This window comes from Eisenbergiella massiliensis, from assembly GCF_003435485.1.
The window spans coordinates 66,862-81,084 of record NZ_QVLV01000019.1 but is presented as its reverse complement, the minus strand read 5'-3'; the positions used below and the strand labels follow the sequence as shown (position 1 = coordinate 81,084).

15 protein-coding genes are annotated in these 14,223 nt (G+C 50.2%); 5 read left to right on the top strand and 10 right to left on the bottom strand.

All coding sequences use genetic code 11. The features are described 5' to 3' along the window. Nucleotides 1-9 precede the first annotated feature (9 nt). Complete coding sequence (locus tag DXC51_RS21645) at nucleotides 10-1,386, top strand: sensor histidine kinase (protein ID WP_021635508.1); 1,377 nt, start codon at nucleotides 10-12, stop codon at nucleotides 1,384-1,386. A 122-nt stretch (nucleotides 1,387-1,508) separates the two neighbouring features. Here the strand turns inward: DXC51_RS21645 and DXC51_RS21640 are convergent, their stop codons facing one another. Genes DXC51_RS21640 through DXC51_RS21630 form a run of 3 tightly spaced genes read right to left on the bottom strand, consistent with a single transcriptional unit; the run spans nucleotide 1,509 to nucleotide 3,845 of the window. Continuing rightward, entirely contained in the window at nucleotides 1,509-2,024 is a 516-nt protein-coding gene (locus tag DXC51_RS21640) for a zf-HC2 domain-containing protein (RefSeq protein WP_021635507.1), read from the bottom strand. 3 nt (nucleotides 2,025-2,027) lie between these two features. Beyond that, a complete protein-coding gene (locus DXC51_RS21635) occupies nucleotides 2,028-2,552 on the bottom strand; it encodes an RNA polymerase sigma factor (RefSeq protein ID WP_025490545.1) in 525 nt (174 codons plus the stop codon). 48 nt (nucleotides 2,553-2,600) lie between these two features. After that, nucleotides 2,601-3,845, bottom strand: a complete 1,245-nt coding sequence (locus tag DXC51_RS21630; protein WP_117545405.1) for a lysophospholipid acyltransferase family protein — start codon at nucleotides 3,843-3,845, stop codon at nucleotides 2,601-2,603. A 259-nt stretch (nucleotides 3,846-4,104) separates the two neighbouring features. Here DXC51_RS21630 and DXC51_RS21625 point away from each other — a divergent pair, with 259 nt between their 5' ends. Together DXC51_RS21625 and DXC51_RS21620 are read left to right on the top strand one after the other, a co-directional pair. Further along, on the top strand, nucleotides 4,105-4,635 hold the full coding sequence (locus DXC51_RS21625; RefSeq protein WP_021635504.1) for a ferritin-like domain-containing protein: 531 nt from the start codon (nucleotides 4,105-4,107) through the stop codon (nucleotides 4,633-4,635). A gap of 121 nt (nucleotides 4,636-4,756) precedes the next feature. Continuing rightward, nucleotides 4,757-5,500: a PepSY domain-containing protein gene (locus DXC51_RS21620; protein WP_117545404.1), complete on the top strand. Its 744-nt coding sequence runs from the start codon at nucleotides 4,757-4,759 to the stop codon at nucleotides 5,498-5,500. A 134-nt stretch (nucleotides 5,501-5,634) separates the two neighbouring features. Here DXC51_RS21620 and DXC51_RS21615 read toward each other — a convergent pair whose 3' ends face one another. The 6 genes from DXC51_RS21615 to DXC51_RS29315 all read right to left on the bottom strand — a co-directional run bounded on the left by DXC51_RS21615 (nucleotide 5,635) and on the right by DXC51_RS29315 (nucleotide 11,275). Next, nucleotides 5,635-6,660, bottom strand: coding sequence for a zinc-dependent alcohol dehydrogenase family protein (locus DXC51_RS21615; protein WP_117545403.1), 1,026 nt, complete (start codon nucleotides 6,658-6,660; stop codon nucleotides 5,635-5,637). Nucleotides 6,661-6,711: 51 nt separating this feature from the next. Continuing rightward, the gene (locus DXC51_RS21610) at nucleotides 6,712-7,215 is read right to left on the bottom strand and encodes an AAA family ATPase (protein WP_117545402.1); all 504 of its coding nucleotides are present in this window, start codon (nucleotides 7,213-7,215) and stop codon (nucleotides 6,712-6,714) included. 31 nt (nucleotides 7,216-7,246) lie between these two features. Further along, on the bottom strand, nucleotides 7,247-8,263 hold the full coding sequence (locus DXC51_RS21605) for an arginase family protein (RefSeq protein WP_117545401.1): 1,017 nt from the start codon (nucleotides 8,261-8,263) through the stop codon (nucleotides 7,247-7,249). 50 nt (nucleotides 8,264-8,313) lie between these two features. Next, complete coding sequence (locus tag DXC51_RS21600) at nucleotides 8,314-9,576, bottom strand: dicarboxylate/amino acid:cation symporter (protein WP_021635499.1); 1,263 nt, start codon at nucleotides 9,574-9,576, stop codon at nucleotides 8,314-8,316. Between the two features lie 80 nt (nucleotides 9,577-9,656). Continuing rightward, entirely contained in the window at nucleotides 9,657-10,505 is an 849-nt protein-coding gene (rfbD, locus tag DXC51_RS21595; RefSeq protein ID WP_117545434.1) for a dTDP-4-dehydrorhamnose reductase, read from the bottom strand. Then, nucleotides 10,475-11,275, bottom strand: a complete 801-nt coding sequence (locus tag DXC51_RS29315; RefSeq protein WP_147332390.1) for a hypothetical protein — start codon at nucleotides 11,273-11,275, stop codon at nucleotides 10,475-10,477. The genes rfbD and DXC51_RS29315 overlap by 31 nt, the downstream gene beginning before the upstream one ends. A gap of 533 nt (nucleotides 11,276-11,808) precedes the next feature. On the opposite strand from DXC51_RS29315, the gene DXC51_RS21585 reads away from it, so the two are divergent. Beyond that, entirely contained in the window at nucleotides 11,809-12,333 is a 525-nt protein-coding gene (locus tag DXC51_RS21585; RefSeq protein ID WP_025490537.1) for a GNAT family N-acetyltransferase, read from the top strand. 139 nt (nucleotides 12,334-12,472) lie between these two features. Further along, entirely contained in the window at nucleotides 12,473-13,240 is a 768-nt protein-coding gene (locus DXC51_RS21580) for a class I SAM-dependent methyltransferase (protein ID WP_117545399.1), read from the top strand. Nucleotides 13,241-13,414: 174 nt separating this feature from the next. Here the strand turns inward: DXC51_RS21580 and DXC51_RS21575 are convergent, their stop codons facing one another. Further along, nucleotides 13,415-14,149: an SIR2 family NAD-dependent protein deacylase gene (locus tag DXC51_RS21575; RefSeq protein ID WP_117545398.1), complete on the bottom strand. Its 735-nt coding sequence runs from the start codon at nucleotides 14,147-14,149 to the stop codon at nucleotides 13,415-13,417. Nucleotides 14,150-14,223 lie beyond the last annotated feature (74 nt).

The following is a 14,223-nucleotide window of genomic DNA, read 5'->3' as shown; positions in this document are numbered from 1 at the left end:
AGGGATACGATGAAAAATTTATCCATAAAGCTTAAAATCACACTCTGGTATACCGTCTTTATGACCATCCTCATAATCGTCATACTCTGGCTTCTTTTTTCTATCAGCAGCAGCCAGGTGCTTTCCAATGCCCAGCTGCGGCTGAAGGATACGGTAACCAGAAGCTTTCATGAAATAGAATATGAGGACGGCGTCCTTGAATTTGACAAGGATATCAATTTTCTGGGAGAAGGCATCTATATTTCCGTTTACAGCGCGCAGGGCGCTCTGCTGTATGGCCGAACGCCTTCTTTATTCCACGGCGCCCCCATGCTTATCATGGATGAAATCCAGCAGGTGACCTCCGGCCAGAATCTCTGGTATGTCTACGATTACTGCCAGAAAATTGACGGCTACGGCAATCTGTGGGTACGCGGCATCGCCTCCCAGACACAGACGGATGCCGCCCTCCATATCCTGGTGCGGCTGGCGCTTATTTTCCTGCCGTTTTTCGTTCTCTGCATCGCGGCGGGCGGCTACCTGATCATCCGCAAAACCCTTGCCCCCCTGGCCGACATGACTGAGACTGCCCGGCAGATCAGCGAAGGGAACGACCTCTCCCGAAGGATAAGGGTAGGGGAAGGAAAGGATGAGGTCCACAAAATGGCCCATACCTTCGACCGTATGATGGATAAGCTCCAGGCCTCCTTTGAAAATGAAAAACAGTTTACCTCGGATGTCTCCCACGAGCTCCGCACCCCCGTAGCCGTCATCCTCTCCCAATGCGAATATGCCTCCCGGGAAGATACCACCCCGGAGGAAACCAGAGGCTGCATCCGCGCCATAACGAACCAGGCCCGCAAAATGTCCAACCTGATTTCCCAGCTCCTCACCCTGGCCCGCGCAGACAGCGGAAAGCAGCAGCTCCATCCCGAAATCCTGAACCTGAGCGAGCTGGCCGAAATCATAACAGAAGAACAGCGCAGCCTTGCTGCTGCAAGAAACATCACGCTGGAAACCGATATCCAGCCCGATATCCTGTTTTGCGGAGATGAAACCATGATGATGCGCCTTTTTATCAATCTGATTTCCAATAGCATCACCTATGGACGGCAGAACGGCCATACGCTCATTACCCTTTCCTCCGGCAGCGGATACATTACCGGCTCTGTTGCCGATGACGGAATCGGCATTGAAAAGGATAAGCTGGATAAAATATGGAACCGTTTTTATCAGGTAGATTCCGCTAGAAGCTCCGGGGAACGGCAGGGTTCCGGCCTGGGGCTTCCCATGGTCAAATGGATCACGCAGGCTCACAAGGGCACAATTTCCGTGGAAAGCAGTCCCGGAGAAGGCACCCGATTCACGTTTACATTTCCCGCGCAGCCAAGAAATGCGGAAAAGTAACGTCTCCCCATAGCCGAACAGACAGGGGACGGCACGAAGATGTGCCGCCCCCTGTCCAGCTCCTGTCTGCCCCATGTTTTTCACCCGGCGCATTTACATCTGGTGTATTCCCCTCTGCCGCTTTATCCCATAATCAGGGAAATGAGCTTCGGTATCACCCCCACCAGCAACGGCACAATCACCGGAAGCAGCCATGTAAGGTTCCTCACCAGCCAGTTTCCTTCGCCCCGTTTCAGATAGCCTGCCTCTTTTTTATAATATTCCCCCTTCTTTTCATCATCAAAATACATATCATAGGCGGGGAACTGAAATAGCGCCACTACAAGCAGGCCGCTTAAGGTCGCCAGAAAAATCAAAGCGCCGTTCTCCCATCCGCCCATCAGGGCGATCGCATAAAAGCATGGCCAGAACATATACCACAGCGACTGAAACCATATCCTGCGCAAAATCCTTTTATTCGCCTTTACCTCCTCCGGCTTTGCCACCTCCACCGTTTTCCTGTAATCCTCATAAAGCCGCCTGCATTCATTACAGGTTTCCAGATGCTCCTCTATCACCGCCGATGTTTCCGGCGAAGTCAGTTCCTCCGAATAGTTAGGCAGCAAATCCTGTACAATATTACAAATAACCTCTTTCATACTTCAGCACTCCTTTCCCGGCCGGCCGTTTTCCGCTTCCTCAAGATACCGGATCAGCCTGCATTTGTCCCGCATAAAGGTCACACGCGCCCAGTTTTCTGTTCTTTGCAGCACGGTACCGATTTCCCGAAAGGAAAGCTCATTGACCAGCCGAAGCGTCATCAGCGAACGATGCGGCTCCTCCAGGGCATTTATATACGAAAAAACCCTGGCCGCCTGTTCTCTCTTCTCATACTGCTCCGCCACATCCGCGCCGCCATGCGCCATTTCCTTCCAGTCCTCCCGCAGTTCCTCTGTTGCCGGATTTGCCCGCAGCCAGTGAAAATACTCGTGCCTGGCAATGGTAAAAATCCAGGTTTTTACCGGGCAGCTTCCCCGAAACCCCCGAATCCCTGAAATCACCTTCAGAAAAGTACTCTGACAGAGATCCTCTGCAACATGCGGATTACGGCACATATACAGCAGGTACCTGTAAACATCACCGGAATATTCCCGGTACAGACTTTCTACTTCGTTTTGCCCCTGCATGTTCCGCAGCCCCCTTTCACTTAATTAGAGTCTCCGGAATAATTTTTGTTACATCGGCACGCAAAATTTTTTCCTCTCATGCAGGTAAAAATATTCTCCGGCGAACTGTATCCGCGTGGGGGCAAAATCCGGCTCCTTTGAATAAATATAATAGCAGCAGTCCCTGTCTGACAGCACAATGCAGGCTCCCCGCCCTCTGTAATTATATTCTGTCTGCACGGACTCCCTGGAAACATGGTCGAACACAAGCGTCTTATCCTGCACCGAAAGCGTAAACCCTTTTTCCTCCTGAGTCAGCCTCCCCTCTCCCATGGGGATAAAACCGGAGGCATTGGGAAGCGCTTCCACACGGACAGACAGGTCACAGCGGTACTCTCCCCGAAGAATTTCCTCCTCCACGTTCCTGCGCTGCCACTCATACCAGTCGGGAATCCTCTGTGTTTCCCCTCCCCGCTGCAGCTGCCCGTACTCGTCCATTTCCCACTCCGCCCCGCAGGCGGAACAGCGCAGCACACAGCCGCAGCTCTCCATACGAAAAGACGTTTTGCAGGCCCGGCACTGATAAAGCGCCATATGAAGCCCTTCCGCCCGGTTTTTATAACGGATGGCAATTCCCTTTTCCTTCTGCCAGCGGTATTCGTCATACTGTAATTTTTCCTCTATTTTCTGCTGAACCTCCTCATCCCCGGCCCTCTCCAGCTCCTGTGCCGTGTAAATACAGGTAAGCCTGGCCTCCATGGGCACCGTCCTTATGTGCTCTTCGTCCCAGAAGGGGCCTGCAAGATAGCTTCCGTGAACAGACAGCGTCACCACCGGCACCTTCATCAGTTTGGCCAGCTTCCCCATATTTCCCGGAATCCTGGAGGTGGTTCCCACATTGGAATGCCTGGATTCCGGGAAAACAGCAACAATCTGCTTTTTGTTATGTAAAGCGTAATAGATGTTTTTTACTACCGCCACATCGGAAACATATCTTCTCTTTCCAATACAGCCGATGCCCCGGTACAGCCATTCGCCAAAGGCCGCGAAGCCCTCAATATCCGATACATAATTCGCACGGTGAGGGAACAGTGCCAGCGGCGCAATATAATAATCGGAAAAACCCTGATGCGTGGAAAGCACAAGATAGGGCGGTCGGATATGCTCCATATTTTCTTTCTCGATTTTCAGCCTGAACCTCCTGGTCATCAGCCAGGAGGCGCCCCAAATGAACGGCACCAGAAACGGATACTGCTTTACGGGCTTCTTATTCATGTCAAACGGTTTCCAGTTTTTCTTTTTATTATGAAGCATGATTACTCCTTTGTTATGTCCTTGCCATGCGTCCCCGGTACCAGCTACGGCATACGGGCCCAAGGTTCTGCGCCGTCGATTTTTCCATTCCAATACATCTGAAAATTGTAACAGGTCATTGTTCTATTTTAACATACGCCTGTAAATAAATATACTATCTCAAAAAACAGCCGATTTAAAACAAAGTAATTCTATATCCCTCTGCCTTCACATACAAATTACTAAATAATATCGATACTTTTTCCCAGGAGAACATCTCATGAACAACATCAAATACAGCATTTGCAGCAACCCTGACTGCATTCCGGTTATACACTCCAACTGGTATCCTCCCATCGCCGTTCAGGAAAAAAATCCGCAGTACGCCCAGTTACTCATGCCTGACCTCGCCTCTGCCGCCAGTGAAATGACCACCGTGCACACTTATCTGTACCAGTCCTGGACTATCGGAAATGATTATGAAACCATTCGCTGCGTCATAAAACGCCTGGCCGCGGTGGAACAGCACCACTATGCCATCATCGGCCAGCTGATTGCGCTTCTTGGCGGCGAACCGGAATGCCGTTCCACAATGAACAACTCCTACTGGTGCGGAAATATGATAAACTACAGCTGCGACCTTCGCACCCTTCTTTCCAATAACGCCAAATCAGAGTGTTTTGCCGCTCAGGCATATGCAGAACAGTCGCAGGAAATCAAGGATCCCTGCGTTTCAAAAATGCTCGCGCGCCTGTCGCTTGATGAAGAGCTTCACGTTCAAATATTCAATGATTTTTTACAGCAGATTTAATTGCCCATCCCTTTTCTGCAGGCTGCGATTAAACAATAATTTTTTCTCCTTTTTAATTTTCCTTTAATCTTGACATTATAAGATTAGTTTAACAAAAGGGAAAATAAGAAAGGAGTTCATTATGAAAAAACATTTATTTCTACTGCCTTGTATGTTTGGAATATCAGCAGTCCTGCTCACAGCCTGCACAGGCCGGGACAACGAAAATACAGTAACCCAGGAAATCACCACCACCCAGGAAACATTGGCGGCAGGCGCTTCCGGCTCCACCGTTTCAGTCACGGAAAAGCAAAACAGCGATACGCCGCTTCCTGCTGCAGGAGACAGTGTTCCCATAGCCGACAGCGGAATAAAGGCTGCCGCAGCCGCAGGCGGAGGAACCGAAGGCCAGGCTGCTTATATCAGTGAAGAGGATGCCAAAAAAATTGCCCTGGAGCATGCCGGCCTTAAGGAAGAGGATATTTCCTATTTCAAAATGAAGCTGGATACCGATCACGGCGTTACAGAGTATGAGGTTGAATTTGTTTCAGGGAATACGGAGTACGATTACGACATTGACGCTGTTACCGGCGCAATCCGCAGCTTTGATTTTGAAACCCATAACGGGCATTCCGCCAGCTCTTCCGCATCTGGCGAAAACGCCGCCCTCCCGGCCGGCTCCATAAGCGAAGCCGACGCCAAGAAAATTGCGCTGGAAAAGGTGCCCGGCGCCACGGACAGCAACCTGCGCATCAAGACGGATTATGATGACGGGATAATGAAATATGAAGTGAAAATCGTCTACAATGAAATGAAATATGAATTTGATATTGATGCGGCAACCGGAACCATCCTGGAATGGGAATCCGAATCAGTGTACGACTGATAAGGCTTTGCAGAGGATAACCATTATCCCATAACAGGCCGGTGGTATCGGATAACCGGCACCACAATCACTGACTCCAACGGAGCCGGCCCCTGCAAGGGCCCGGCTCCACATTTTTTTCTGCTAAACCAGTTTTATTTTTCCGGAGAAATAATGTATTTTCCCTTAGCACGAATTTCAGGCCTGCTCAGAATATCCTCCAGACGATCCAGCCCACACACCTCAGAAACCATGCTGCTCACATCAAGACGTCCGGAATCAATAAGTTCCAGCGCCCGCTTCTGGGTATAAGGATTGATATAGGATGCCTTCAGCACCAGCTCTTTCTGAAAAATCTGAAACGGTTTAATCGCTATCGTGTCTTCCGGCTTTGTCAGCCCGAACATCATTACCACCGCTTTATTCCCGGCAATTTCAATTGCCTGTTCCATGGTGGAGGGCCTTCCCACACATTCAATCACCGTATTTATCCAGTTCATTCCCGCAGCCGCCAGCGCGTCCTTTACATTCTCATGCAGCGGATCGATGCACAGATCCGCGCCCAGCCTTCCTGCCACCTCACGCTTTCCTTCCACAGGCTCCAGCAGCGCTACTCTGGCTGCCCCGGCCAGCTTTGCCAGCTGCACCATAAGAAGCCCTATCATGCCGCCTCCGATAACCACCACCTGGTGTCCCGGCCTGATTTCACACATATCCAGACCATGCAGGCAGCATGCCGCCGGCTCCGCCATGGCGCCCTGCTCAAAAGAGGTATTCTCCCCCAGCCGGTAGACCTGACGGCAATTCACCGCACAGTACTCCGCAAAGCCGCCATTTACGGTCGTTCCGTAGCCAATCATATGCTCACAGAAATGGGCCGCCCCGTTTCTGCAGGCTTCACAGGCTCCGCAGTAGCAGTTGGGATCAATACAGACCCTGTCTCCCTCTCTGCAGTTACTGACGGCTTTCCCCGTCCGGACTACCACACCTGAAAATTCATGCCCCAGAATCGTAGGCGGCGTTACTTCCGCAGCCCCCTTGTCCCCTTCATAAATATGTACATCCGTCCCGCACACACCGCAGGCCTTTACCTGAATCAGCACATCCTCCGGTCCCACCACAGGCATTTCATACTCTTCAAGCCTCAAATCATGTTTTCCATAAAAAACCGCACTTTTCATTCCCGCTCCCCTCTGCGCCCCCGGCGCGCTATCCTTTTCTCCACCGGCCTTTCAAAGACCTCCAGTTTCCAAAACCTTTACCAGCTGTCGTTTGCTTTTAACTCTCACCAGCTTATTCTCATAAACTTTCAGAATCTCCTCATAATATCCCCGTTCTTCTTCAAATTCCCGGGTCCATTGGTACATGCATCTCAGCATTTTCCGATCCGGCTTATAATGGCAGGCCTCCAATCCCAGCTTCTGCTTCACGTACCTTGTAAAAATCCGCCGCTTCCTCACATGCAGCGGCGGATCCAGGAAAATCACCCGGTCCGCCAAATCAAACAGAATCTTCTGGCTCTCCCGGTAACACCCTTCCACAATCCAGTCTCCCTCTGCGTCCAGCCGGCGTATGACCTCCTGCTGTTCCTGCGGCGTTCTCTTATAACGCGTTTTTTTATCCTGTACCCATGCAATGCAATCCCCTTCATACCAGGGGATCCCCAGCCTGCAGGAAAGCGCCTTTGCCAGCGTGGTTTTACCGCTTGCCACGATACCGAATATCAAAAGCTTCATACATCCCCCTCCGAGTTGCTCCCTTTCCTTTTTAATGCTCCCATCTTACCAGCGTGCCGTCCTCATCCAGCACCACCGTCATTCCTTCCGCCAGTCCGCGTTCCTCCAGGAGCTTTTCCTCCATCAGCATGGCAAAAACTTTGTCTTTGCACCGGCTGCCATCTCCATTTTCCGGCAGCTCCTTCAGGAATACCCGGCAGGCCGCCGGCCTGCCCTCCGGCCGTTCCTCACAGCCAAAATCCGGATCTTCAATCCGGCAGATCACGGCCCGGTTGTTCTTCATGAAAATCTGATCTTTCAGAAAATTGACCAGCTTTTCATTGACGGTGTCGTTCACCCGAACCGCTTCCAGACCTTCTCCCAGAAGTTCAGGACATTCCCCGCAAATATCGATCCCAAGGATCCTGTGCCTGCGAATCAGGATTTGGAGAATTCCCTCCAGCATGGCCAGACTCATATTTCCCTGATCCCAGTCCGTAATCTCCTCCTTTGGTGAAAGCACATCCTTATCAATGGATATAAAAACAGGGAGCCTCACATGCGCCTGAGCAAATGCCCGCCAGTTTTTCTCCATACCAAGCGAATCCGTAGTAAAACAAACCAGCCTGTCGCGGTATGCTTCATCAATATGGTCCAGATAATGCTTATCCGCGCCGATTATGACCGCTTTCCGGACAAAAGGATTTTCATCCAGCACATCCTTCACCCAGGAACCGCAGCTGAGTAGCTCCCCAAACCGGGAAGGCTGCATATCCGTATGATGATCAAACAGGACCAGCACGAAATCCTCCCGTATCCTGTCCGTCCAGAACTTGCTCACATAATGATAATTTCCGGAATCAATAAAATGCAGCCCATAAGGAGACAGCCTGGCAATCCGCTCCCGGATGGCCTTTCCCGCATTTTCATCGCAGTACCCGTTCACACCCTCCAGATCCGTCAGATCAATCCAGCAGTGCGGCTCCTTTTTATAGAAGCTTTCCTGCTCATACACATGGGTAAAATTCATCAATACAACCGGCGTTGTGTCCGGCGCTTTTTTCTCCATACTTTTCCCTCCCCGGATGGCGCTGCCAGGCTGAATGGGTGAATTTGGCACTAAACCATTTTGTTGAAAATCTCCACATCCACTGCATTATCCTGCCTGGCCACAATGGTGGTGCAGACCGCATCCCCTGTAATGTTGACCGCCGTCCTGGTCATATCCAGAATCCTGTCAATCCCCATAATCAGGCCGATTGCCTCCACCGGCAGACCTACGGAATTAAAAACCATGGACAGTGTAATCAGCCCCACGCTTGGCACGCCCGCCGTACCGATGGACGCCAGCGTGGCCGTAGCGATTACCGTCAAGAAATCAGCTGCGCTCAGCTGGATATGGAAGGCCTGCGCGGCAAACACCACCGCCACTCCCTGCATGATCGCCGTGCCGTCCATATTGATGGTGGCCCCAAGCGGAATCGTGAAGGAAGAAATCTTTTTGCTCACGCCCATCTTCCGGTGAAGCGTATCGATGGAAAGCGGGATGGTGGCATTGGAGGTCGCCGTAGAAAAGGCAAACGCCATAACCGGAGCAAATTTTTTCAAAAAACGCACCGGGCTGAGGCCGGTAAACAGCTTCAGCAGCACCTGGTAAACCACAAGTCCCTGCAGCGCCAGGGCAAGAAACACAGCCAGCATATATTTCAGCAGCGGCAGGAAGGCATCCAGCCCCAGCCCGGCAAAGGTTCTGGCAATCAGGCAGAATACTCCCACCGGAGCCAGCTTCATCACCCCCATGGTCATATCCATCATTATATCATTAAACTGGCTGAAAAAGGAAGAAACCGTATCCGCTTTTTCTCCCCTGTGCGCAAGAATCACGCCGATTATCAGCGCAAACAGAATGATAGGCAGCATCTCCCCGCTTGCCAGCGCCCCCAGCGGATTGGTTGGGATAATTTGAAGCAGGGTATCCGCCATGCTCAGCTTTTCCCCCACAGCAGTTTCCGTTGTCTCTATCCTCCCCATATCCAGCCCTGTCCCCGGATTGATCAGACTTGCCAGCAATATGGCTACCGTAATGGCGATAGCCGTGGTCAACAGATAAAAAGCAATGGTCTTCATACCGACCTTTCCCAGCCGCCTGGTATCTCCAATTGCCATACTGCCGCAGACAAGGGAGCAAAAAACCAGCGGAACCACCAGCATCTGCATCAGCCTGATAAACCCCTGCCCTATCACATAAAAAATACCGTTGACAATCACCTCATCCCTCACATACCCCTGAGGCGCCCAAAGATTCAGCGCCAGCCCCGCAGCCGCCCCCAAAATCAACGCTATAAATATAATGGTTGTCAGATTCCGTTTCTTTTTCTTCATCGATCCTCTTCCTTTTGCAACCGTCCCGATTACGGAACGGTTACTTCTGTTTACAGTGTTGTCACAGCCGCCCGGCATCCTCACCGCCGCATTTTGTTCATATAGGCACGAAGCGCCTCTTCCCAGGATACCGGAAGCTCAATGTCATCCAGGCGCAGCATCAGATTATCCAGCACCGCATAGGACGGATGACCGTTTTCCCCGGCGTTGTCCGCCTTCAGGATTTCCGTATTTTTCCCTGCAAGCGTAAGGATGCGCCTGGCAAATTCATACCGGCTGCACACCCCGCCGCAGACCGCATGGTACAGACCATAGGCATCCTTTTCCAGAAGCCGGTAAATCACCTTTGCCACCTCATCCGCGCTTGTAGGCGCTCCCAGCTGATCCCCGGGCACCCTTATGCAGCTTTCCGTTTCCGCTCTCCGCAACAGCTGCGTCACAAAATTTTCCCCGTCTCCGTAAACCCAGGAGCTGCGGATAATCAGGAATTTGGGCGCAATGGTTTTTACAAACTCCTCTCCGGCCAGCTTTGATTTCCCATATACCGTTACCGGCATGGGCGTTGAAAATTCGTTATAAGGCTCCGAAGCCCTCCCGTCAAAAATATCATCTGTGGATATCTGCACCAGTTCCGCGTGCACGCTTCTGGCGGCAACGCTCAAATTCCGCGCGCCGACGGCATTTACCTTATAGGCCAGATCGCTGTTCTCCTCGCAGAACGCCGGACCGCAGATTCCGGCACAGTTAATGACACAATCCGGCCTGTACATTTCGGCATAGTTCCTCACAGCGTCCATATCCGTGATATCCACCTCGTCAATATCCGTAAGAAGCACATCCAGCTCTGTTGTATCAAGCATCCTGGCAAAAGCGCTTCCCACCTGCCCCTGTGCCCCCGTTATCCATATTCTCTCATGTTGCAGCAGCATATCAATCCTCCTAGTTTTGCGGAGCAAAATGCGAGCCCTCTGGCGAGCAGAGGATTTTCCTCCTGGTTTTGCGGAGCAAAATGCGAGCCCTCTGGCGAGCAGAGGATTTTCCTCCTGGTTTTGCGGAGCAAAATGCGAGCCCTCTGGCGAGCAGAGGATTTTCCTCCTGGTTTTGCGGAGCAAAATGCGAGCCCTCTGGCGAGCAGAGGATTTTCCTCCTGGTTTTGCGGAGCAAAATGCGAGCCCTCTGGCGAGCAGAGGATTTTCCTCCTGGTTTTGCGGAGCAAAATGCGAGCCCTCTGGCGAGCAGAGGATTTTCCTCCTGGTTTTGCGGAGCAAAATGCGAGCCCTCTGGCGAGCAGAGGATTTTCCTCCTGGTTTTGCGGAGCAAAATGCGAGCCCTCTGGCGAGCAGAGGATTTTCCTCCTGGTTTTGCGGAGCAAAATGCGAGCCCTCTGGCGAGCAGAGGATTTTCCTCCTGGTTTTGCGGAGCAAAATGCGAGCCCTCTGGCGAGCAGAGGATTTTCCTCCTGGTTTTGCGGAGCAAAATGCGAGCCCTCTGGCGAGCAGAGGATTTTCCTCCTGGTTTTGCGGAGCAAAATGCGAGCCCTCTGGCGAGCAGAGGATTTTCCTCCTGGTTTTGCGGAGCAAAATGCGAGCCCTCTGGCGAGCAGAAGATTTTCCTTTTTGCTTTGCTCCGGCATGAAAAGACTCAGGCGTATTTTATCGTCTGAGTCCGTATCTTCCTGAAACCCTTTTATCGTGAGCACAGATTTGATGGCCTTCCTGACAGGGCGGCCTTGCTTTTCGGATTCCCGTAACAGGATACTTCTTCCATTCTTTCCCGCAAAGCACTATTTAACTGACCGCTTTATCACACCATAAACGCTCACTATAAAAGTTTTTTTGAAAGTTTATTATAAAAACCGGAAGCCAAACCGTCAACAGAAATCAAAAAAATTTTCCTGATAAAAATTTATTTACATCTGTTTCTAGTATTCTGCCGTTTTACATAAATTATCCAGTATCCCGGCATCTCAGGCCACTTCTGGCTTTTTTCACCGAAAAACTTATCCCAATTATTCAATTTTTTTAATTTCATATCGTAATATCCAGAGCTTTTATTTTCGTGTTACTGTTTCTGCTCTCATGTTGCCATTTACAGAACTACCCTGTATACTGACATTACATTTACAAAAAAGCTGCGTATATTGTTCCGCCTGCTACCTCTACTACAAAAAAGGCCGTTGTATAAGGTGGAACAAATTTCCATCAATTATGTACCAGCAAGGGAGGAATTTCTATGATTTATTTGAATGAAAATGACATTCTTATCCGGGAAATGCGGGAACCGGATCCTCAAATCTTCAGTGATGAAGAAATCAAACAGGGCTGGCATGCCTCCCCGGATAAATACAAAATGCGTATTGCCGATCAGGAAAAAGGGGACTGCCTCGCTCTGACAGCCGAATATAAGGGCGCTCCCGCAGGCTATATCAATGTCTACTGGAATCCGCCTGCCGGCGCTTTTGCAAACAGGAACATACCGGAAATTGTTGACTTCGGCGTCCTGGAAAAATACCGCTGCCGCGGGATCGGCCGCCGCCTGATGGACATTGCGGAAAAGCTCGCCAAAACCCGTTCGGATACCGTATGTCTGGGTGTGGGCCTCCATTCCGGCTATGGCAGCGCACAGCGCATGTATGTAAAAAGAGGTTATGTTCCTGACGGCACCGGCGTGTGGTATCAGAATCAAATCTGTGTGCCTTACGGTAATTGCTGCAATAATGATGATTTGGTTCTTTATCTTTCTAAAACATTAGAATAGCTGCCAAAAAACGTTACATAAATCCTTATGTCCGTTCCCTCGGACGCGCCGATACCCTGTTAGAATCCCTGAAACAGGAAATACAAAGCTATCTGGATATCGATTTGAATGATTGGATTACCGCCCAAGGAGAAACAACATGATAGAAGAAAACATAAACAGCACTAAAATACTGGAACAAAATAAAAACAGCTGGGATGCTATGGCTGACTCCTGGTTTGGAAGCACAGCCCTTCCCAGCTACGGCTGCCTTGTCCCTTCAGAGGAAGAGCTGCAGTTATTTCCTGCCCTTACCGGAAAAAAAGTTTTTGATATCGGCTGCGGAAGCGGCCATTTCCTGAAATGGTGCAAAGAACATGGAGCCGAAGAAATATGGGGCCTTGACATGTCCACCAGACAGCTTGAAAATGCCCGTACCTATCTGACACAGTCAGGATATGAGCCTCACCTTATCAACGCGCCCATGGAATCTGACTGCGGTCTTCCCACAGACTATTTTGACGTGGTCTATTCTATTTATGCCCTGGGATGGACTGTGGATTTGAATACTACAATAGACAGGATTTCCCGTTATTTGAAAAGGGACGGCATTCTCATTTTTTCATGGGATCATCCGCTTATGCGCTGCATCGATGCGGAGGGGGAAAAGCTGGTACTAAATGGCTCATATTTTGATGAAAATCCTTTTTCCTATATCCAGCGTGGAAATCCTGTCACCATTCATAACCATAAGATGTCCGGCTGGATCAATGCCCTGGCTGGTGCCGGCTTTAAGGTGGAAAAACTTGTTGAGGAAACGGACGCCGAAACCCTTTCCCAGGAATATGAATTTTCGGATTCCTACTATTCGCCTTTCAGGGCAAAGAAAATGCCGCTCTCTTTTATTATAAAAGCGGTGAAACTGTAACCCCGCTTCACCCCTCACTGCAACCGCCAAACGGACAGCCTGGAACGCATATTCCTCTTTCCGAAAGAAAATCAAAAAAATGGCCGGAATCCTTCCTTTCTCCGGCCATTTCTCTCTATTCCATTATGCAGGCATCCCCCATCTGAAAAGCACCTGCAGGATTACACGGCAAGATTACAAATATCCCAGCCTGGACAAAATATTCTTCGGCTGATCAATAAAAACCATATCCGCATTGTCATCCAGATAATGGCTCCGCTGATGTATAATCACAAGATATTTTCCCTGGAAATATTTGATATAGTGGGAAAATACCTCCGAATTCAGATTGGTTCCCAGCAGCAACAGAACCTCCGCCCGGTTAATCTCCTCCACCGCCTGCGTTACCAGCTGACTGTCGGCCATTTCCCGGAAGAAAAACAAACCGGGGCGAATGGGAATCTGACAGTCCTCGCATACAGGAATCCCATGCGCCTGTTTGATATACTCCACAGGATACTCCCTGCCGCACCGTTGGCAGATATTATGGTAAATACTTCCGTGCAGCTCTATTACATTTTTACAACCGGACCTCTGGCACAACTCATAAATATTGCTTGTAATAATACACTGAAGCTTCCCATCCTGCTCCATCTTTTCAAGCACAGTCTCTGATTCCGTAGGCTCCGGGCCGCCGTTCAGCATCTCCTGCTTATAGAAATCGAAAAACAGCTTCGGCCGCGTATTATAAAACGCACTGGTAAAAATCTCTTCCGGCGAATATCCGTATTTCTTTTCAATATCATACGCTTTGTCCGGATTTTTTACTCCGATATATCCCCCTTCTTCCATCATTCCCGATCCGCACAGGGCTACCGTATAGCTGCTTTCATCCAGGATTCTGCGCAAAGTGGCTATTCTTTCCTCCATCTATTACCTCCTCCTCTGGCTTCTCCGCCAGTTTTTCTCAGCATAATTTGTTTGCAGCAGTTCAGCTCTCCATA